The sequence below is a fragment of the Sinorhizobium mexicanum genome (assembly GCF_013488225.1).
Classification (GTDB): Bacteria; Pseudomonadota; Alphaproteobacteria; order Rhizobiales; family Rhizobiaceae; genus Sinorhizobium; species Sinorhizobium mexicanum.
In genome coordinates this window covers 1746758-1766726 of the sequence record NZ_CP041241.1, presented here as the reverse complement: position 1 = coordinate 1766726, position 19969 = coordinate 1746758, and the positions used below count along the sequence as shown (strand labels likewise).

Annotated in this window: 15 protein-coding genes; 2 read left to right on the top strand and 13 right to left on the bottom strand. The window is 63.7% G+C overall.

All coding sequences use genetic code 11. The features are described from left to right. Nucleotides 1-18 precede the first annotated feature (18 nt). The 5 genes from FKV68_RS32155 to FKV68_RS32135 all read right to left on the bottom strand — a co-directional run bounded on the left by FKV68_RS32155 (nt 19) and on the right by FKV68_RS32135 (nt 6059). Nucleotides 19-1908, bottom strand: coding sequence for a bifunctional sugar phosphate isomerase/epimerase/4-hydroxyphenylpyruvate dioxygenase family protein (locus FKV68_RS32155; RefSeq protein WP_180942939.1), 1890 nt, complete (start codon nt 1906-1908; stop codon nt 19-21). Nucleotides 1909-2166: 258 nt separating this feature from the next. Next, on the bottom strand, nt 2167-3027 hold the full coding sequence (locus FKV68_RS32150) for a shikimate dehydrogenase (protein WP_180943993.1): 861 nt from the start codon (nt 3025-3027) through the stop codon (nt 2167-2169). 96 nt (nt 3028-3123) lie between these two features. Continuing rightward, nucleotides 3124-4140, bottom strand: coding sequence for a TRAP transporter substrate-binding protein (locus FKV68_RS32145; protein WP_180942938.1), 1017 nt, complete (start codon nt 4138-4140; stop codon nt 3124-3126). 64 nt (nt 4141-4204) lie between these two features. Further along, a complete protein-coding gene (locus FKV68_RS32140) occupies nt 4205-5485 on the bottom strand; it encodes a TRAP transporter large permease (RefSeq protein ID WP_180942937.1) in 1281 nt (426 codons plus the stop codon). A 10-nt stretch (nt 5486-5495) separates the two neighbouring features. Then, nucleotides 5496-6059: a TRAP transporter small permease gene (locus tag FKV68_RS32135; protein ID WP_180942936.1), complete on the bottom strand. Its 564-nt coding sequence runs from the start codon at nt 6057-6059 to the stop codon at nt 5496-5498. A 383-nt stretch (nt 6060-6442) separates the two neighbouring features. Here FKV68_RS32135 and FKV68_RS32130 point away from each other — a divergent pair, with 383 nt between their 5' ends. Next, on the top strand, nt 6443-7105 hold the full coding sequence (locus FKV68_RS32130) for a TetR/AcrR family transcriptional regulator (protein ID WP_180943992.1): 663 nt from the start codon (nt 6443-6445) through the stop codon (nt 7103-7105). Nucleotides 7106-7228: 123 nt separating this feature from the next. Here FKV68_RS32130 and FKV68_RS32125 read toward each other — a convergent pair whose 3' ends face one another. Continuing rightward, entirely contained in the window at nt 7229-8209 is a 981-nt protein-coding gene (locus FKV68_RS32125; RefSeq protein ID WP_180942935.1) for a zinc-dependent alcohol dehydrogenase family protein, read from the bottom strand. Nucleotides 8210-8345: 136 nt separating this feature from the next. Between FKV68_RS32125 and FKV68_RS32120 the strand changes: the two genes are divergently transcribed. Next, nucleotides 8346-8810 (top strand): NUDIX hydrolase, encoded by a 465-nt coding sequence (locus FKV68_RS32120; RefSeq protein ID WP_180942934.1) that lies wholly within the window; start codon nt 8346-8348, stop codon nt 8808-8810. A gap of 3 nt (nt 8811-8813) precedes the next feature. Here the strand turns inward: FKV68_RS32120 and FKV68_RS32115 are convergent, their stop codons facing one another. The 7 genes from FKV68_RS32115 to FKV68_RS32085 form a co-directional block, all read right to left on the bottom strand. After that, a complete protein-coding gene (locus FKV68_RS32115) occupies nt 8814-10013 on the bottom strand; it encodes a siroheme synthase family protein (RefSeq protein WP_180942933.1) in 1200 nt (399 codons plus the stop codon). Beyond that, nucleotides 9985-12642: a nitrate reductase gene (locus FKV68_RS32110; protein WP_180942932.1), complete on the bottom strand. Its 2658-nt coding sequence runs from the start codon at nt 12640-12642 to the stop codon at nt 9985-9987. Before FKV68_RS32110 ends, FKV68_RS32115 begins: the two co-directional genes overlap by 29 nt. A 2-nt stretch (nt 12643-12644) precedes the next feature. Further along, entirely contained in the window at nt 12645-12983 is a 339-nt protein-coding gene (gene nirD, locus FKV68_RS32105; protein WP_180942931.1) for a nitrite reductase small subunit NirD, read from the bottom strand. A 4-nt stretch (nt 12984-12987) separates the two neighbouring features. Next, nucleotides 12988-15438, bottom strand: coding sequence for a nitrite reductase large subunit NirB (gene nirB, locus FKV68_RS32100; RefSeq protein ID WP_180942930.1), 2451 nt, complete (start codon nt 15436-15438; stop codon nt 12988-12990). 4 nt (nt 15439-15442) lie between these two features. After that, nucleotides 15443-17206, bottom strand: coding sequence for an ABC transporter ATP-binding protein (locus tag FKV68_RS32095; RefSeq protein WP_180942929.1), 1764 nt, complete (start codon nt 17204-17206; stop codon nt 15443-15445). A gap of 9 nt (nt 17207-17215) precedes the next feature. Next, nucleotides 17216-18289: an ABC transporter permease gene (locus tag FKV68_RS32090; protein WP_180942928.1), complete on the bottom strand. Its 1074-nt coding sequence runs from the start codon at nt 18287-18289 to the stop codon at nt 17216-17218. A 72-nt stretch (nt 18290-18361) separates the two neighbouring features. Beyond that, nucleotides 18362-19759, bottom strand: a complete 1398-nt coding sequence (locus FKV68_RS32085; RefSeq protein WP_180942927.1) for a CmpA/NrtA family ABC transporter substrate-binding protein — start codon at nt 19757-19759, stop codon at nt 18362-18364. Nucleotides 19760-19969 lie beyond the last annotated feature (210 nt).

Genomic DNA, 19969 nt, shown 5'->3' with positions numbered 1-19969 from the left:
CAGTACGCTGCTCTGGTCCTAATCTCTCGGCAGACCCGCCGGCCGCAACTGTTTCTTGAGCGCGGCGATGCGGAAGATGGCATTGGCGGCGCCGTAGCCACGATAACCGCGTCGCTCCACGATCTCGAAGAAGAAACCCTCGCCATAGGTCGGGCTGTAGAGCTGGAAGTACTCCCCGTGCTCGTCGCGGTCGTAGAGAATATTGGCCTCCTTCAAGCGCTCGATCAGGTCCGGCTCGAGGGCGAAGCGGGCTTCGATGTCGTCATAGTAATTCGGCGAGATCGGTAGCGCGTGAAAGCCGTTTGCCCGCAAGGCCTCGGCGGCAGCGAAGATATCGCCCGTGGCAAAGGCGAGATGCTGGACGCCGGAGCCGAAGGTCTCGGCGATGAAGTGTCCGGCGAGCGTGTTGCGGTTTTCGGCGCCGTTCAGCGTGACACGCAAGGAACCTGCGTCATTCTCCACCACCTGGCTGCGCACCAGTCCGGCCGGGTCGATGATGTCCACCATCGGCGTCTTATGCACGTCGAGCAACGAGCCATAGAAGAGAAGCCAGGTCAGCATTTCCTCATATCTGACGGTTTGGGCCACGTGGTCGACGGAGGTCAGGCCGGCCGGCATCGTTGATCGGTCATCCGCCACCGGCTCGAATTCGATCTCCCAGATGCGCGCGAGCTCGGACTTTTCATCGAGGAAATAGATGATGCCGCCGCCAACGCCACGGATCGCCGGCACCGAGAGCTCACCGGGGCCGACGGCCTGTGCGAAGGGTTCAGCGCCGAGCGCCTTTGCGCGCTCGACCGTCGCCGCGGCGTCACCGACCATCAGCCCGAAGGCGTAGGCCGACGTACCGTGGACCAGGTAGGAGGCGTTGGCGAACCCCTCGCGCTCCGTATTGATGACCAGATTGATTGCGCCCTGGCGATAAAGCGCGACGCGTTTGCTCTTGTGCTTCGCCGTCTTCTCGAAGCCGAGCGTTCTGACCAGTACCTCCAGTTCGGCCGCCTGTTCCTCCTCGGCGGCGAATTCGATGAAGGCGACGCCCTTGACCTCCGCAGGCGCCGGCATCGCAGGTACCGACAAGGCTGTGTCCGGTTCGGCGCGCTTGACCTGGTCGCCGAGATAGATCAGCGAGCGGCGGCCGTCGACCGCGATGGCCCCGGCATTGCCGCCGCGGAACTGGTCGTTGAAAATTTCCAGCGACAGATAGCCGTCATAGCCGGTCGCGGCGACGGCGCGCATGAAGTCGATGACCGGAAGATCACCTTCGCCGGGCATGTTGCGGAAATGCCGGCTCCAGTAGAGCAGGTCCATGTTGATAAGCGGCGCATCTGCGAGCTGGATGATGAAGATTTTTTCCTTCGGGATCGACCGGATCGAATTGACTTCGATCTTGCGGGAAAGCGTGTGGAAACTGTCGAGGATGAGGCCGACATTGGGGTGATCGGCACGCCGGACGATCTCCCAGGCGTCGCGATGATCGTTGATGTGGCGGCCCCAGGCCAGCGCCTCATAACCGACCCTGAGGTTCCGCTTCGCCGCCCGCTCGCCGAGCTCGCGGAAATCGGCCGCCGCACGGTCGAGGCCCCCTTGGGCCGCCGGCGAAACGTTAGAGCAGACGAGCACGAGATCCGTGCGAAGCTCCTGCATCACGTCGAACTTGCGTTCGGCACGGTCGAAGGTTCGCGTGCGAAGCGGTTCCGGCATGCCCTCGAAATCCCGGAACGGCTGGAACAGGGTGATATCGAGGCCGAAGTCGCGCGCCATGCGACCCACTTCCCGCGGGCTTTCGTCGAAGGCAAGGAAATCGTTCTCGAAGATTTCCACACCGTCGAAGCCGGCTTTGGCGATCGCCTGCAGCTTGTCCTTGAGATCGCCGCTCAGAGAAACGGTGGCTATCGAGGTCTTCATCATCCTGTCCTCGCTTCTAGATTGCGTTGGCCAAAATCAGGACTGCGTGTGTTGGTACCCCCCTCTGCCCTGCCGGGCATCTCCCCCACAAGGGGGGAGATCGGCAAGCAGCGGGCTCCCCGTTTTCTATCATCGACCGTGCCGGCCTCGCTGCGGGAGGTGGCAGTGGTGCCGTCGGTGCATCCCTGATCTCCCCCCTTGTGGGGGAGATGCCCGGCAGGGCAGAGGGGGGTGCCGCCATGCTGAGCCATGAGATCGTCATCCAGTCATCGACCTAAAATGCATGAGCATCCGTGCCGCATCCGGCTCGAGCCCAGTGAACAGGCGAAAGGCGCCGACTGCCTGGAACACGGCCATGCCGCCGCCGTCGAGCGTGCGGCAGCCGCGCCGACGCGCCTCCTTCAGGAGCGCCGTTTCCAGCGGGAAGTAGACGATCTCGGCGACCCAGTGCCGTTCGTCGAGGAGCTCAGGGTCGAGTGGCAGCCCCGGATATTTCGTCATCCCGGTCGGAGTGGCGTGGATAAGACCCGATGCGTCCCGCATCGCGGTGGCAAGATCCGTGCCGGCCACAATGTCGGCCTTGGGAAAGATGGGCGAAAGCATCTCGGCAAGCGATTGCGCGCGCTCCGCCTCGCGGTCGAAGACGGTAAGCCGCCGCAAGCCGAGCGAAAGGGCGGCGTAGGCCGTCGCCACGCCCGCGCCGCCGGCGCCGAGCTGCACGGCCGCGCCGAGGTCCGCATCCGGCAGGCCGCGCCGGAAGCCTTCGGCGAAACCCCACCAGTCTGTATTGTGGCCGTAGCGCCGGCCGCCCTTGAGCACGACGGTATTGACCGCGCCGAGCCGCCGGGCGTCGGGGGCGAGCTCATCGAGAAAGGAAATGATTGCCTGTTTGCAGGGATGGGTGATGTTGAGTCCAGCAAGGCCGCGCCGCTCGGCATCGGCGATGAGACGCGGCAAGTCATCTTCCGTTGCGCCGAGCGCATTGAGATCGATCAGCTCGTATTCGTAGCGGAGCCCCTGCGCCACGCCCTCCGCCATGTGCATCGCCGGTGTCAGCGAGGCCTGGATGCCGGAGCCGATCAAGCCGGCCTTCAAGGATCTTACGAGCGTATCGGTCATGGTTTCCCGTTCCATGTGTTTTCCGCGCCGACAACGTTGCGGCGCTCATGAAGCCGGCCCGCCTTCTGCATCAGACGGGCCGGCGGCTTTCTCCCGTTACTGGCCGCGCACGGCGCCGATTTCCTTGAAGAGGGCCTGCACCGTCTCCTGGCCGATGTCGGCACTGAACTTGTCGATCATCGGCTTGACGGCGTCGCGCAGGCGCTGCGTTTCCTCGGGGCTGAGTTCGCTGACCTCCATGCCGGTCTTGCGGATTTCCTCGAGTGCGCCGGCATCCTGCTCGCGCGAGACCTTGCGCTGGAAGTCGCGTGCTTCGACCGCCGCCTGCTTCAGGACAGCCTTCTCCTCGTCATTGAGGCCGTCCCAGAACTTCTTCGAGATCAGCACGATCTGCGGGTTGTACTGGTGGCGGGTCAGCGTCATGTATTTCTGCACCTCGTAAAACTTCGCATTGAGGATGTTGGCGGCCGGGTTTTCCTGACCGTCGACGGTTCCCGTTTCGAGCGCGGTGTAGAGCTCTGTGTAGGGGAGCGGCACGGCGTTGGCGCCGAGGGAGTTGAAGAGCTCGACCGGGATCGGCGACTGGATCGTGCGGATCTTCAGCCCCTTGATGTCCTCGAGCTTGGTTACCGGATGGCGGTTGTTGGTGAGATTGCGGAAGCCGAGCTCCCAATAGGCGAGGCCGACGAGGCCGGTGTCGGACAGGCGCTCCATAAGGCCCGTGCCAAACGGCCCGTCCATGACCTTGTCGGCCTCCTCGCCGCTGTTGAACAGGAAGGGCAGGTCGACGGCGCCGAACTCCTTGGCGTTGCTTGCGAGAATGCCGGCATTAAGCACCGTCATCTCGATCACACCGCCCTGCAGCGCCGAGACGGTCTGGACGTCGCCGCCGAGCGTGCCGCCGGGGAAGAGCTTCACATTGATCTTGCCGCCGCTCTTCTCGTTGACGAGTTCGGCGAACTTCTCCATGCCGGTCACCTGCGGGTGGCCCTTGTTGTTCGCCGAGGCAAATTTGATCGTCTGGTCGCGGATCTCGGCCTCTGCCGGTCCGCTCGCCAGCAGCGCCAGGGGCAGGGCCAGACCCAGTGCCAGTTTCGTCATTCTGTTCAACATGTTTTCCTCCCGGGTTGGGCCGGTGTTCAGGCCGGCCTTGTTGACAATGAGTAGAGCCAGCCCGTCAGTGCCCGAACCAGGCGACCGGGACGGTCACCAGTTGAGGAAACAGGACGAGCAGGAAAAGGACGATCAGTTCGGCGATCATGAACGGCATGACGCCCTTCATCAGGTCTTCCATCGACAGCTTCGAGACGCCGCAGATGACGTTCAGGACCGTGCCGACAGGTGGAGTGATGAGGCCGATCGAATTGTTGATGATGAAGAGCACACCGAAATAGACCGGGTCGATGCCGGCCTGCTTGATGATCGGCATGAGCACCGGCGTCATCACCAGGATAGTGGGCGTCATGTCCATGGCGGTGCCGACGACGACGATCAGAACCATGATGGCGACGAGGAGCGCCGTCTGGTTGTCCATGAGCGGCTCGACGAGCGCGGCAAGCGCGCCGGGCACGTCGGCGACGGTGATCAACCAGGCCGAGACCGCCGCGCAGGCGACCAGGAACATGACGACGGCGGTGATTTTCGCTGCCGCGACGAAGACGTGGAAGAGTTGCGACGGCGGCAGTTCGCGATAGATCACCATCGAGACGAAGAGTGAGTAGACGGCCGCCACCACCCCCGCTTCCGTCGGCGTGAAGACGCCGAACTTCAGCCCGACGATAATGATCACCGGCAGCATGAGCGCCCAGAAACTGTCGACGAAGGCCTTGAGGCGCACGGCGCCGCTCTCTTTCGGCGGCAGTTCGAACTGCTCCTTGCGCGCAACGATGAGCCACGTGACGCAGAGCGCGGCGGCGATCATCAGCCCGGGGAAGATGCCGGCAAGGAAGAGCTTGGTGATCGACACGCCGCCGACCACGCCGTAAAGGATGAAGCCGATCGACGGCGGGATGATCGGCCCGATGATCGAGGCGGACGCCAGCAGCCCGCCGGCGCGCGCCGGATCATGGCCGCTTTTCAGCATCATCGGCAGGAGGAGGGCGCCAAGCGCCGCCGCATCCGCGACCGCCGAGCCCGAAAGGCTCGAAAGGATGCAGGCCGCGAAGATCGCGACGAAGCCGAGGCCGCCGCGGATATGGCCGACCATCGCCATTGCCAGCGCGACGATGCGGCGGGAAAGGCCGCCGGTGTTCATGACCTCGCCGGCGAGCAGGAAGAAGGGAACCGCCATCAGCGGGAAGCTGTCGGCGCCGTTCAGGACGTTCTGGGCGACGATCTGGGCGTCGAACAGCCCGAGGTAGAGCATCAGCGCCACGCCGCTCAGGATGAGGGCGAAGGCGATCGGTACGCCGAGTGCCATGGGTCCGAGAAGCGCGCCAAGAAAGATGGTGACCGTCATCGCCGCCTCCTCAATGCTTCGGCGAGAGCTGGCCGAGCACGGGCTCGGGCAGCTCGCCGAGGGCTGCCTCATCCTCGCTCTCGCGCACGAGATCGGCCGTCGTCACGTCGATGCGGCCGGTCGCGATCGCGAAGGCGTCGGAAAGGAGGATCAGGAAGGCAGGGATGCCGAAGGCGAGACCGGCGCCATAGAAGACGGCCATTGGGATGCCGGTCGCCGGCGCGCCGACATGGAGGTTGATCAGCGTCTGCGTCCAGCTGCCGCTGATCACCAGCCAAGTGGCATAGAGCATCAGCGCATGGCCGCAAAGCACGGCCGCCTTTGCGGCAAACGGCGGCAAGCGCTTGATGAGGGAGTCGACGCCAAGATGACCATGCTCACGCATGGCAACGACGGCGCCGAGAAAGGTGAGCCAGACGAAGAACATCCGCGACAGCTCCTCGGAAACCGTGATCCCCTGGTTGAAGGCGTAGCGCAGGACGACGTTGCCGAAGACAAGCACGACCATGCCGGCGAGCAGCAGCGCGATCGTCACCTTCAGCGCGAAGAAATAGAAATCGATGATGCGGGCCATTCGCTCCTCCCAAAGCGATAGGGCATACCGGCGGCACGTCGCGAGGACGCGTCAGTGGCAGGCCTCCTCCTTCCAACGCGCGGCCGTTCGCCGGCGGCCGGCCGCGCTCCTCAGCGCGGTTCGGCAGTGGATTTATAAAATGTACTAACTAGTTCGAATGTCAAGCGGCGTGCTATTGAAAGAGGATGATAACGTGAATATGACTTGAGGCATTGCTCTTGCGGGGCACAGCTTCGGGTCGAAAATCGGCAGATGATTTTCGACCAGGCAGGCAGTCTCGGATCGCGAGACGAGGCGTTTCGGGCATTCATCGAGGCGCGTGGAAACCGCAGGAAATAGGCATGATGATTCAATGGCCTGTCGGGCCGGGAAGCAGTGCGGAAATGGCGGAGCGGCAGGGGAACGGCAGAAAGAACGACCCGCAGAGAACGCAGGAGGATATCCTTGCGGTAGCGACGGAAGAATTTTCGACGCACGGGCTGGCCGGCGCGCGGGTGGATGCGATTGCCGAGCGCACGCGCACCTCGAAGCGGATGATCTACTACTACTTCGGCAGCAAGGAAGGGCTCTATCTCGCCGTGCTCGAGCGCTCCTACCGCAGGATCCGCACGCTCGAGGCCGATCTCGAACTCGCCAACCTGCCGCCGGAAAAGGCGCTCCGAACTTTGATCGAGACCACCTTCGATCACGACGAAACCAACCCGGATTTCGTTCGCCTGGTCAGCATCGAGAACATTCACCACGCGGCGCACATGCTGCGGTCGGAAGCGATCCGCGAGCTCAATGTCTCGGTCATCCAGATGATAGAGGCCATCATCACGCGCGGTCTCGCCGACGGCACCTTTCGCCGCGAGGCCGATCCGATTGACGTCCACATGCTGATCAGCGCCTTCTGCTTCTTCCGCGTCTCGAACCGCTACACCTTCGGCACGATCTTCCGCCGTGATCTCTCGGAAGAGGCGACGATCGAACGGCACCGCACGATGATTGCCGATGCAGTCATCAGCTACCTGAAATCGCCGGAAGGTGGCTCTGCGTCCACGTAACTACAGCGAAATCCGATCTCGTTGGACGTCGTGAGAATGGTGCGGGCCGCATCTCCGAGCTGCTCGGGACGGCACCCCCCAATGCTTTCCGATGCGTTGCAATCTGATCGGATCCTGCTCTAGCTAAGGAACGAGGACGGCCGCTCCGCTGAGCCTCCCGGCGCGAAGGTCGGCAAGGGCACGGTTGGCTTCATCAAGGGGATAGACAAGGGTGTGCGTCTTGACGCCTGCTTCCGCAGCGATTGCGAAAAACTCGCGGCCATCCCGGCGGGTGAGGTTGGCGACGGAAACCAGCTCGCGTTCACCCCAAAGTACAGCGTAGGGCATGGCGGGAATATCGCTCATGTGGATGCCGCCGCAGACCACGCGACCGCCCTTGCGCACTGCTTTCAGAGCAGACGGAACGAGGTTTCCGACCGGCGCGAAGATGATCGCAGCGTCGAGCGGCTCCGGCGGCGGCTCGTCCGAACCGCCGGCCCAATGCGCACCGAGATCGAGGGCGAAGCGCTGTGCCGCCTTATCGCCCGGTCGGGTGAAGGCGCAGACCTGCCGGCCCTGCCAGACGCAGATCTGGGCGATGATATGCGCGGCTGCGCCGAAGCCGTAGATCCCGATCTTTCTGCCATCGCCGGTCCGCTTCAGCGAGCGCCAGCCGATGAGCCCCGCGCAGAGAAGGGGCGCAAGCGCGACCGGATCACCGTCGGGATCGAGATCGAAAGCATAGTCCGCATCCGCGATGACATCGGTGGCAAAGCCGCCGTCGCGGGTATAACCGGTGAACAGCGGATCGTCGCAAAGGTTTTCGGCGCCCGACCGGCAATAGAAGCAATGCTGGCAGGTATGGCCGAGCCACGGAACCCCGACGCGCCGACCAATGCGCGGATCGACGCCGCGCCCGACCGCTTCGATGATGCCGACGATCTCGTGCCCCGGAACAAGCGGCAGCTTCGGCCGCGGCAGGTCGCCGTCGACCACGTGCAGATCGGTGCGGCAGACGGCGCAGGCCTCGACGCGCAGCCGGATCTCGCCGGCAAGCGGCTCCGGGAGCGGCAGATCCACCGCTTTCAACGGTTCCCCGATCCTCTCAAGGACCATCGCGCGCATCGGCTCCAGTCTCCTTGTAGCTCGCTCGGTTCGAAATGCGGCCCGGCAATGATATCCTCTCAGACTAGCCACGGGATAGTCTGCTGCCGTTGCATCGGAATGCGCCTATACGCCATCGACCCCGGAAAGATCGCAAATGCCGAAAAGAAGCGCAGGCATCCTGCTCTACAAATACGACAACGAGGCACTCTTCGTCTTGCTCGTTCACCCTGGCGGTCCCTTCTGGAGCAACAGGGACCTTGGCGCCTGGTCCATTCCAAAGGGCGAATATGGCCCCGACGAGCAGCCCGAAGCGGCGGCGCGACGCGAGTTCCTTGAGGAGACCGGCATTGCAGTGAATGGCGCCGTCGCGTCTCTGGGCGAGCTTCGTCAGAAAAGCGGCAAGCTGGTCACCGCCTATGCCAGCGAGAGCGACCTCGACATCAGCAAGATCCGCAGCAATCTGTTCGAGATGGAATGGCCGCCGCACAGCGGCAAGACACAGGCTTTTCCGGAGGTCGATCGTGCCGGATGGTTCAGCCTGCCGGACGCGCGGGAGAAGATAAACGTGTCCCAACGGCCATTTCTCGATCGCCTCGAAGCCTCGTTGTCGCCCGAATGACCTTCAACGATTGGCGATGTGCGCGGCCCGTGTCGCGGCTGCAACGGTCAGGCCGGCCGCAATATGGACATTGGCGAGCCCGTCGACTTTGGCCAGCCCCTCGGTTTCAGGGCGATAGCGTTCGGCCTGCACCCCCGGCACCATCTCGACGGGAATGCCTTCGCTTTCCAGTCGTTGGATTTCCCTGCGCATCGCGACCGAGTGGGTGGGGTCACCGGATTTGAGGCGCACTACGCGCTTACCCGCCAGGACCAGCTCAACCACGGCATCGTGGATACTGCCGGCGCCATCGGCGGCGAGGCCGTCCGGCGGACCGACGAACTGGCGTTTCGCTTCGCGGCGGGAAAGTTCGAGCACGTCGTTCGAGATCGGTTCGTCGAAGAAAATGACGTCGGCCGCCTGCAAGGCACGAATAGCCCTCAGCGTCAGAAGTTCGGCATCGCCCGGGCCCGCGCCGACGATCGAGACGCGGCCGATGGCGGCGCGGGTCGCGGAAAGGCAATCCAGCTCCTCCATCAGCCGCGTCTCGACACCCTCCCCCGGTGTCTCCAGAAAGGCGCGATCGACGAACCGCTCCCAGAAGGTGCGGCGCGCCGCGCCGGGATTGAGCCGCGCGTTGACCCTTTCGCGGATCGCCTGCGCGATCGCTGCCCAACCCTTGATTGCCGGCGGCAGCAGGGCCTCGATCCGACGGCGGATCGCTTGCGCCAGGATCGGCGCCGCGCCGTCGGTCGAGATCGATACGACGATCGGCGAGCGATTGACGATGGAGCCGAATTGGAGCTGGCTGAAGGCCGGCTTGTCGATGACATTGACGGGAACGCCGGCGGCACGTGCCGCATTGGAGAAGCCCTCCGCTTCCGCGTCGTCGTCGCAGTCGGCGATCGCAAGCGCGGCCCCGAAAAAGACGCCGGGGTGCCAGATCTCGTCGTGATGGACGAGGCGGCCGTTGTCGTGGGCGGCGCCGCGTTTCATGAGAGCGAGAAAGACGTCGCTCAGCTCGGCGCGGGGCGCGTGAACATGAACCTCCGCGCCGCAAGCCGCCAGCAATTCGGCCTTCCAGGCGGCGGCGTCGCTGCCGCCGGCGACCACGACGCGCTTGTTCTTCAAGGTCCAGAACAGCGGCAAGCTGGCAAGCGGAGCGACGCGTTGCGGCGATGGCCTTGCGGGCCGGTCATTCAGCGGCAGCGGCAAGGCATCCATCGATGATCCCCCTGATCTCTGCGCGGCAGGAGCCGCAATTGGTGCCGGCGCTAAGTCTTTCGCCGATCGCCTGGACACTGTGACAGCCGTCCCGGATGGCGGCCGTGATCTGATTGAGCCCGACGCTGAAGCAGGAGCAGACGGTGGCGCCCGGGTCTTCTCTGCCGGCGTCGGGGCGACCTGCCGCCACAGCGAAGCGCGTGCCGAGGTCTTTATGCGAGGCACGAAGCTGCGAGACCGCCCAGTTGCGGGCGACCGCCACGGGGCGGGATGCGAGGAACAGGGCGGCAAGCAGCCGGTCGCCGTCGAAAAAGGCGAGGCGGAGCTCGCTGGACCGGCGATCGGTGTAGCCGATCGGTTCGATTCCGGCCGGGATCGAAAAGGCCTCGCGACACCAGCCGATCCAGTCCGCTTGTGGCCCGGCGAAGGCAAGCTCCAGGCGCCAGCCGCCCTCGGCCTTGGCCATCGCCCAGTAGGCAGCATCGATGCCCTGGGGTTTTTCGGCGGAGACTGCGAAACCATAGGCCCGGGCGTCGAAGCGGGCAGCCCTGACGGCCACGTTCTTCGACGCCGGTTGCCCGGAAACGGGGTCCGTGATCGGCGGCACCAGCGCGTCGATACGACCCTTCGAGGCGAACTGGTCGTTCCAGTGCATTGGTACGAACAGGCTTCCCTCCGCCTGGCGCTCGGTGAGGAGCGCGCGGACAACTGTTTGTCCGTATGGGCTCTCGATTTTCACCAGATCGGCGTCCGCGACGGCAAGCTTCTCGGCATCACGCGGATGAATTTCGGCGAACGGTTCGGCGATATGGGCGGAGAGCCGGGCGCTCTTCCCGGTCCTGGTCATCGTGTGCCAATGGTCGCGCACCCGCCCGGTGTTGAGCGTGCAGGGATAGGCATCGTTTGCCGGCTTGGGGACAGAGGCATCGACGGCGACGAAACTGGCGCGTCCGCCCGCATGATAGAACCCACCCTCGGCGAAAAACCGCCTCTCCCGGGGCTGCGTGCCTTTAGGCTGCGGCCACTGGAAGGGCTTCAGATCGTCATAAGCCGCCTTGTCAATTGCTGCGTGAGCGCCGATGTCGAAATCGCGGCGGCCATCGTTTTCGAAGCCGGAAAGGGCGGAGTGTTCGGCGAAGACCTCGGCAGCGGAAGCATGGTCGAAGCCTTGCGAAAAGCCCATGCGACGGCCGACCTCAGCCAGTTGCCACCAGTCGGCGCGCGCCTCGCCGGGAGCAGCGAGGAAGGCGCGCTGGCGGGAGATGCGCCGCTCGGAATTGGTGACGGTGCCGTCTTTCTCGCCCCAGCCGAGCGAGGGCAGCAGCACGTGGGCATGGCGGACGGTATCGGTCTCGCGAAGGATGTCGGAGACGACGACGAAGGGACAGGTCTTGATCGCGGCCTCTACCGTGTCCGCATCGGGCATAGAGACAACCGGGTTGGTCGCCATGATCCAGAGCGCCTTGATCCGCCCGTCGGCGACGGCGCGGAACATGTCTACCGCCTTGAGGCCCGGTTTGCTCGCGACCGCGGGCGCGCCCCAAAAGCGCTGGACGAGATCACGGTGCACGGATTTTTCGATATCGAGATGGGCCGCGAGCATGTTGGCGAGCCCGCCGACCTCGCGTCCGCCCATGGCGTTGGGCTGGCCTGTCAGCGAGAAGGGGCCCATGCCCGGCCGGCCGATCCGCCCGGTCGCGAGATGGCAGTTGATGATGGCGTTGACCTTGTCGGTACCGGAAGCCGACTGGTTGACGCCCTGGCTGTAACAGGTGACGACCTTTTCGGTCGTCTCGAACAGGCGGAAGAAATCGAGCAATTGCGTCTGCGACAGTCCTGTCAGGGCCGAGAGTTCCGGGAGATCAAGCGCGGAAGCGGCCGCAAACGCCTCGGCGAAGCCCTTTGTGTGCGCCGAGATATAGTTTTGATCGATGGCGCCGCTCGCCGCCAGATGGGCAAACAGGCCGTTGAAAAGCGCGACGTCGCTGTCCGGCGCGAGCGCCAGATGCATGTCGGCGATGTCGGCGGTCATCGTGCGGCGTGGATCGATGACGACAACCTTCATCGCGGGGCGGTTCGCCTTGGCGGCAGCAAGGCGCTGGTAAAGCACCGGGTGGCACCAGGCGAGATTGGAGCCGGTTAGCACGACGAGATCGGCAAGCTCGAGGTCTTCATAGGCACCCGGAACCGTGTCGGACCCGAAGGCGCGGCGGTGACCGGCAACCGAGGACGACATGCACAGGCGTGAGTTCGTGTCGATGTTCGCCGAACCGATAAAACCCTTCATCAGCTTGTTGGCGACGTAATAGTCCTCCGTCAGCAATTGGCCGGAGACATAGAAGGCGATCGAATCCGGGCCATGCACGGCAATGGTTTCCGCGAAGCGGCTGGCGACGAGATTGAGCGCTTCGTCCCAGCCGGCGCGGCGGCCGCCGATCTCCGGATGGAGCAGGCGGCCGTCGAGATCGAGGGTTTCGGCAAGCGCCGAGCCCTTGGAGCAGAGCCGGCCGAAATTGGCCGGGTGCTCTGGATCCCCCTTGACGCTGACGGCTCCATCATCGTCCATGCGGCCGATGACGCCGCAGCCGACGCCGCAATAGGGGCAGGTGGTTTTGACCTCGCAAGCCATGCCTATTCCGCCGCTGCCAGTGCCAGGCTCTCGAGCGCAATGAAGAGCGCACCGTTGTCGTTCTTCACCGGGATCGTGCGGACCTCGCCCTCGTCGGCGCCGAGTGCCTTGCCGGTTTCGAGCGAGATCACCCAGTTGTGCAGCGGGCAGGTCACGGCAGTGCCGTGGACGATGCCCTGCGAGAGCGGCCCGCCCTTGTGGGGGCAGTGATCCTCTATCGCGAAGACGTCGTTCTCCGCAGTCCGGAAGACGGCGATCTTGCCCTGCGGCGTCCGCACGCAGCGCGCGCCGCGCAGAGGGATATCGGAAACATTGCCGATTGCGATCCAGTTCATCTCCATCACCTCACTCCGCTGCCTGATTGAAGCCGACCGTCGCCATCGGCCGAAACTCGTGCTTATCCTTTCCGGAGACACGCTCCGACCAGGGATCGACCTGGGCGAATTTCTGGCTGAACACGAAGCGGTCGAAATAGGCCTGGCGCTTCTCCGCATCGTCCATGATCTGGCGGCGGATCTCGTCGAGGCCGATGCGATTTGCCCATTTGTAGATGCGTTCGAGGTAGCGGGCCTGCTCGCGATACATCTGCGTCAGGGCAACGATGTGCTCCAGCGCCTCGTCCTCGGTCCTGACGAGGGCGAGGACCTCGGTGCCCTTGATGTCGAGTCCTGCCGCGCCGGCGAAATGGATCTCGTAGCCGGAATCGACGCAGATGACGCCGACGTCCTTGCAGGTCGCTTCGGCGCAATTGCGTGGACAGCCGGAAACGGCCATCTTCAACTTGGCGGGAGTCCACGAGCCCCACATGAACTTCTCGATGCGGATGCCGAGCCCGGTCGAATCCTGCGTACCGAAGCGGCACCAATCGGAGCCAACGCAGGTCTTCACGGTCCTCAAGCCCTTGGCATAGGCCTGGCCCGAGACGAAGCCAGCCTTGCCGAGGTCGGCCCAGACAGCGGGCAGGTCTTCCTTCTCGATGCCGAGCAGGTCGATGCGCTGGCCGCCGGTGACCTTGACGAGCGGGACGTCGAACTTGTCGACGACGTCAGCGATGGCCCGCAATTCCTTCGAATTGGTCACCCCGCCCCACATGCGCGGCACCACCGAATAGGTGCCGTCCTTCTGGATGTTGGCGTGGACGCGTTCGTTGATGAAGCGCGACTGGTAGTCGTCGGCATATTCGTCCGGCCAATCGCAGACGAGGTAATAATTGAGCGCCGGCCGGCATTTCGCGCAGCCGCAGGAGGTCTTCCACTCCAGCTCCTGCATGACGGCGGGGATGGTCTTCAGCTTCTTCGCCTTGATGAGGCGGCGCACGTCGTCATGGCCGAGATCCGTGCAGCCGCACATCGGCTGCACGGCGGCCGGATTGTAAGCGTCGCCGAGGGTGAGCGACATCAGCTGCTCGACCAGCCCGGTGCACGAACCGCAGGAGGCCGAAGCCTTGGTGTGGGCACGCACGTCGTCGAGCGACGTCAGGCCTTTTCCGGTGATCGTCGAGACGATCTTGCCCTTGCAGACGCCGTTGCAGCCGCAGATCTCCGCATCATCCGGCAAGGCTGCAACGGCCGCCATAGGGTCCAGCGGGGACCCTCCCTGATAGGCTTGGCCGAAAATCAGGGTGTCGCGCATTTCGGTAATGTCGGTGCCGCGCTTCAACAGATCGTTGAACCAGGCGCCATCCCCGGTTTCACCGTAGAGCACCGTGCCGATGATGCGGTTGTCCTTGAGCACCAGCCGCTTGTAGATGCCGGCGGTGGCATCGCGCAGCACGATCTCCTCGCGGCCGTCGCCATCGGCGAAATCGCCGACTGAATAGAGGTTGATGCCGGTCACCTTCAGTTTTGTCGGCGTATCGGAATGGACGAAGGCGGCGCTACGATCACCGGCAAGGTGGCGCGCGGCGACCCGCGCCATCTCGTAGAGCGGCGCCACCAGGCCGTAGACCATGCCGTCGACTTCGGCGCATTCGCCGAGCGCCATGATGTCTCCGTCAGAGGTCTGCATACCGGCGTCAACGACGATACCACGGTTGACGGCGAGCCCCGCCTCCTTGGCGAGGCCGGCATTCGGCCTGATGCCGACCGCCATCACCACCAGCGTCGCGGGGATGATGCGGCCATCGTCAAGCTCGATGCCCTCTACCTTCTCCTCGCCGACGACCCGTTTGGTGTTTGCCTTGGTGATGACCTTGATGCCGCGCTCCTCGACTGCCTTCTGCAAGAGGTAACCGGCGGCCGGGTCGAGCTGGCGCTCCATCAGTGTCGGCATGACGTGCAGCACGGTGACATCCATGCCGCGCGCCTTTAGGCCGGCAGCTGCTTCCAGGCCGAGCAGACCGCCGCCGATGACGACAGCCTTTTCACGGGACTGCGCCGCAAGCAGCATCGCCTGCACGTCGTCGAGATCGCGGTAGGTGATGACGCCGCGCAGATCCTTCCCTGGTACGGGGATGATGAAGGGCACGGAACCGGTGGCGATCACCAGCTTGTCGTAGCTTTCCGTCACACCATGGTCGGAGGTGACCGTCTTGGCATTGCGGTCGATCGCGATGATCTTGTGGCCCTTGTAAAGGGTGATGCCGTGCTTGATGTACCATCCGTCGCCGTGGATGATAATCTCCTCGTATTCCTTCTCGCCGGATAGTACCGGCGAGAGCATGATGCGGTCGTAATTGACGCGCGGCTCGGCGTTGAAGATCGTTACTTCGTAGCGCCCGGGCGCCTTCTCGAAGAGCTCTTCCAGCATGCGGCCCGGCGCCATGCCGTTGCCAACGATCACCAGTTTCTCGGTCATTCCATTACTCCGCGGCTTGTTTCTTGAGGGTCTGGGCGGACAACATCGTTCGGGCGGCGCGCTTCGCCCGGATCGCTTCGAGATGCTCGGGAGCGGGGCTGGCGCCGCCTTCGTAGGCCTCGAGGAAGTCCAGGAGTTCCTCGCGGTAGGCGTAGTAGTCGGGATGCGACAGGAGTTCCTTGCGCGAGCGAGGCCGCGGCAGGTTCACCTCCATGATGTTGCCGATCCGCGCGTTCGGGCCGTTCGACATCATCACCACCCGATCCGCGAGCAGGATCGCCTCGTCGACGTCGTGCGTGACGCAGATCGCCGTCACCTGCGTCCGCTTCCACACGTCCATCAGCACTTCCTGCAGTTCCCAGCGCGTGAGGCTGTCGAGCATGCCGAAAGGTTCGTCGAGGAGGAGCAGCTTGGGCGACAGCGCGAAAGCCCTGGCGATGCCGACGCGCTGCTTCATGCCGTTCGACAGATCCGCGGCAAGCCGATGCATCGCATCGCCGAGGCCGACGCGCTGCAGGTAATATTCGACGACGTCGCGGCGCTCCGCCGGCGTCGCGTCGGGATAGACCCGGTCGACGCCGAGCGCGACGTTTTCGCGGGCGGTCAGCCAGGGAAGCAGGGAGGGCGCCTGGAAAACCACCGCGCGATCCGGGCCGGCGCCGGAAATTTCCCGTCCGTCGAGGATGATGCCGCCGGAAGAGATCGGGTTGAGGCCCGCCATCATCGACAGGACGGTCGACTTGCCGCATCCCGAATGGCCGATGATCGAGATGAATTCGCCCCTGTTCATTTTGAGGCTGAAGCCGTCGACCACCGTCAGCGGACCTTTCGGCGTCGGATAGACCTTTCGGACCTCGAAAAACTCGACGTAGCTCTTCTCGATCGCGGAACGCGCCTTTCGGGCATAGGCATCCGGCAGCTTGGCGGCGGTAAGCTTCTGCGTGATCGGCACGACGTTGGGCAAGATGACGGCGCCGCTTTCCGCCGTCGTTCGTTCGGCGCCCAGATCCATCAGATATTCGGTGACGGCGCCGCGAAGACGGATGAACTCGGCATTCGAGTTCATTTCCGCCCGGTCGCGCGGGCGCGGCAGGTTCACCTCGAAGCTCGGCCCGAGCGAAGCATTCGGACCGGGCGTCAATGGAACGATCCTGTCGGCAAGCAGGATCGCCTCGTCGACGTCGTTGGTGATGAGGATGATGGTCTTCTTTTCCTTCGCCGAGATCTCGGCGAACTCGTCCTGCAGCTTCGAGCGGGTGAGCGCGTCGAGTGCCGAGAGCGGCTCGTCGAGCAGCAGCACGTCGGGCTGCATTGCCAGCGCCCTCGCCACGGCGACGCGCTGGCGCATGCCACCCGAGAGCTCCGCAGGCCGGCGCTCCGTCGCGTGGGCGAGACCGACCATCTCGATATAGTACTGAACGATGCTCGCCCTTTCGGCTTTGGTCTTGCCGGAATGCACTGCATCGACGGCAAGCGCGACATTGGCGCGGACCGAGAGCCAGGGCATCAGCGAATAGGATTGGAAGACGACGCCGCGCTCCGGTCCTGGACCTGACACTTCCTTGTCGCGAAAGAGCACCGCGCCGCGATCCGGCATCGTCAGGCCGGCGAGGAGGGAAATCAGCGTCGATTTTCCCGAGCCGGAAAAACCGACGATGGCAATGAACTCGCCTTCCTCGACCTTGAGGTTTACGGCCGACAGGACGTCGTTGCGCGACTTCCCCTCGCCGAAGGATTTCGAGACATCGCTCAGTTGAAGAATTGCCACGCGCGCCTCCTACCGGTTCGACGAGAAGGTGAAGGCGGACTGGAGGGCGTACATGACCCGGTCCAGAACGAAGCCGATGATGCCGATCGTGAGCACCGCGACCATGATGCGGGCGAGCGAGTCGGAGGAACCGTTCTGGAACTCGTCCCAGACGAACTTTCCGAGGCCGGGATTCTGCGCGAGCATCTCGGCCGCGATCAGCACCATCCAGCCCACGCCGAGCGAAAGCCTGAGCCCGGTGAAGATCAACGGAAGGGCGGAAGGCAGAACCAGCTTGCGGATCGTCGTCGCTGTCGAAAGCTGCAGGACCTTGCCGACATTCACCAGATCCTTGTCGATCGAGGCGACGCCGAGGGCCGTATTGATCAGCATCGGCCACAGCGAACAGAGGGTGACGGTAACGGCCGAGATCACCAGCGACTTCGGCAGCAGGCTCGACGGATCGGCGTAAAGTGCCGAGACGACCATGGTGACGATGGGCAGCCAGGCCAGCGGCGAGACCGGCTTGAAGATCTGGATCAGCGGGTTGATGGCGCCATTGATCGTCTTGGAGAGACCCGAGGCTATCCCGAGCGGCACGGCGACCAGCGTCGCAATCACGAAGCCGAGTCCAACCGTCATCAGCGATGTCGTGATCTGGTCGATATAGGTCGGCTTGCCGGTGAACACGCGATGCTTCACCTGATCGGCCTTGCCGTCGGCAACGAGCTTGGCGTTGCGTTCGTCCTGCCGGGCATAGAAAGCCGTTGCCTTGCTCCGTTCCGCGAAATGATCCTGCAGAAGCACGTTCGCCTGGCCGAAGACGGCGGCCGGGCCGGGAATGGCGCCAAGCGAGGTTTGAACCTTCGGGGCAAGAATGCCCCAGAGGGCGAGGAAGCACAGGATGCCGGCGAGCGGCACCAGCAAAACCCTGCGAATCTCGGACATCTGTTCGGCGACATTGTCGCCAGCCGCCATGCGCAGGATCGGGGTCACCCAGCCGAGGCCAAGCACATTGAGCCAGCCGGCGGCTTTATTGATCCGCTGAAACAGACGCTCTCGTCGCGCGCGTTTCAGGTCAGCCATGGTGATCGCTTGAGTCATGGATTTGTCTCATCTGTTGGAATTGTGGTCGAGGAGCCGGCGGCTTCGGGTTCCGCACCGCCGGCCCGACGTTCAGCCGCCGACGACGTCCGATCCGGAAATCGTCTGTCCGTTCTTGAGCCCGATCTTGAGCGCGTCGATGTAGGCGTTCGGCGCCTTGGCATCGAAAGTGACGCCGTCGATGAAGTCGGAGGTCGGCGCCCTGTAACCGTCGGTACCGAAGGGGAAGTCCCCCGTTTCGGCCTTTCCCTCTTCGACCAGCATCCCCGCCGCTTTCATGTAGATGTCAGGCAGATAGACGGATTTTGCTGTTTCCGCGTACCAGGCATCGTCCTTGTGCTCGGCGATCTGACCCCAGCGGCGCATCTGCGTCAGGTACCAGATGGCATCGGAGTAAAACGGATAGGTGGCGTTGTGGCGGAAGAAGACGTTGAAGTCGGGAACGTCGCGCTTGTCGCCCCGCTCGTATTCGAAGGTGCCGGTCATCGAGTTTGCGATGACGGCCGCGTCGGCGCCGACATATTCGCTGCGCGACAGGATTTCGACGGCCTCGGCCCTGTTGGCGTTGTTGTTCTCATCCAGCCATTTGGCAGCGCGGATGAGCGCCTTTGTCAGCGCAACCGTTGTGTTCGGGTACTTCTCGGTGAATTCCTTGGTCAGACCGAAGACTTTTTCCGGATTATTCTTCCAGATTTCGTAGTCGGTCACGACCGGAACGCCGATACCCTTGAAGACCGCAGCCTGGTTCCAGGGCTCGCCGACGCTGTAGCCGACGATCGTGCCGGCTTCGAGCGTGGAGGGCATCTGCGGCGGCGGCGTCACGGACAGGAGCGCGTCCGCTCTGATCTGTCCGGTGACGTTTTCCGGCGAATAGAACCCCGGATGGATGCCGCCGGCAGCGAGCCAATAGCGAAGCTCGTAGTTGTGGGTGGAAACCGGAAACACCATGCCGAGATTGAACGGCTTGCCCTCGGCCTTGAACGCGTCCACGACAGGCTTCAGGGCGTCGGCCTTGATGGGGTGGACCGGTTTGCCGTTGTCGCCGAGCGGAATATTCTCCTTCATCATCGCCCAGACCTCGTTCGAGACGGTGATGCCGTTGCCGTTCAGGTCCATGGAGAAGGGCGTCACGATATGCGCCTTGGTGCCGAAGCCGATCGTGGCGGCGAGTGGCTGACCGGCGAGCATGTGCGCTCCATCCAGTTCGCCGGTTATCACGCGATCGAGCAGTACCTTCCAGTTGGCCTGCGGTTCGAGCGTGACGAACAGCCCTTCCTCCTCGAAGAAGCCTTTCTCGTAGGCGATCGCCAGAGGCGCCATGTCGGTAAGTTTTATGAAGCCGAGCTTGAGTTCGTCCTTCTCGGGCACCAGCATTTCGGCGGACGCGAAAGAGCCGACGCCGAAATAGAGTGCAGCAGCCAAGGCGGCGAGCGAACACTTCGCGAATTTTCCGGTAGAAGGCGTGTGCATGATTTTCTCCTGTGTGCCGGCGATGGGAGGTTCGCCTGCGGTTGCGACGTTCGGGGCAAATAAAAAGGCTGCCAAACCGCAGTCCGACGCTCTGCCTCGTTCAGAGCGCGTTCCCGGTTTGGCAGCCTTGCCTTCTGCGCCCTTCATTGGACGCCGACTATTTCCAGCAGACCATCAATGGCCCTACGTTCTCCTCAAAGCAGGAACCGT

What these genes read in the sequence shown, in the direction of transcription:
- FKV68_RS32085 (WP_180942927.1), bottom strand. Translation starts at nt 19,759, where the DNA reads ATGCACACGCCTTCTACCGGAAAATTCGCGAAGTGTTCGCTCGCCGCC.
- FKV68_RS32110 (WP_180942932.1), bottom strand. Translation starts at nt 12,642, where the DNA reads ATGGCTTGCGAGGTCAAAACCACCTGCCCCTATTGCGGCGTCGGCTGC.
- FKV68_RS32125 (WP_180942935.1), bottom strand. Translation starts at nt 8,209, where the DNA reads ATGCGCGCGATGGTCCTTGAGAGGATCGGGGAACCGTTGAAAGCGGTG.
- FKV68_RS32120 (WP_180942934.1), top strand. Translation starts at nt 8,346, where the DNA reads ATGCCGAAAAGAAGCGCAGGCATCCTGCTCTACAAATACGACAACGAG.
- FKV68_RS32150 (WP_180943993.1), bottom strand. Translation starts at nt 3,027, where the DNA reads ATGACCGATACGCTCGTAAGATCCTTGAAGGCCGGCTTGATCGGCTCC.
- FKV68_RS32145 (WP_180942938.1), bottom strand. Translation starts at nt 4,140, where the DNA reads ATGTTGAACAGAATGACGAAACTGGCACTGGGTCTGGCCCTGCCCCTG.
- FKV68_RS32135 (WP_180942936.1), bottom strand. Translation starts at nt 6,059, where the DNA reads ATGGCCCGCATCATCGATTTCTATTTCTTCGCGCTGAAGGTGACGATC.
- FKV68_RS32090 (WP_180942928.1), bottom strand. Translation starts at nt 18,289, where the DNA reads ATGACTCAAGCGATCACCATGGCTGACCTGAAACGCGCGCGACGAGAG.
- nirB (WP_180942930.1), bottom strand. Translation starts at nt 15,438, where the DNA reads ATGACCGAGAAACTGGTGATCGTTGGCAACGGCATGGCGCCGGGCCGC.
- FKV68_RS32155 (WP_180942939.1), bottom strand. Translation starts at nt 1,908, where the DNA reads ATGAAGACCTCGATAGCCACCGTTTCTCTGAGCGGCGATCTCAAGGAC.
- FKV68_RS32115 (WP_180942933.1), bottom strand. Translation starts at nt 10,013, where the DNA reads ATGGATGCCTTGCCGCTGCCGCTGAATGACCGGCCCGCAAGGCCATCG.
- FKV68_RS32140 (WP_180942937.1), bottom strand. Translation starts at nt 5,485, where the DNA reads ATGACGGTCACCATCTTTCTTGGCGCGCTTCTCGGACCCATGGCACTC.
- nirD (WP_180942931.1), bottom strand. Translation starts at nt 12,983, where the DNA reads ATGGAGATGAACTGGATCGCAATCGGCAATGTTTCCGATATCCCTCTG.
- FKV68_RS32130 (WP_180943992.1), top strand. Translation starts at nt 6,443, where the DNA reads ATGGCGGAGCGGCAGGGGAACGGCAGAAAGAACGACCCGCAGAGAACG.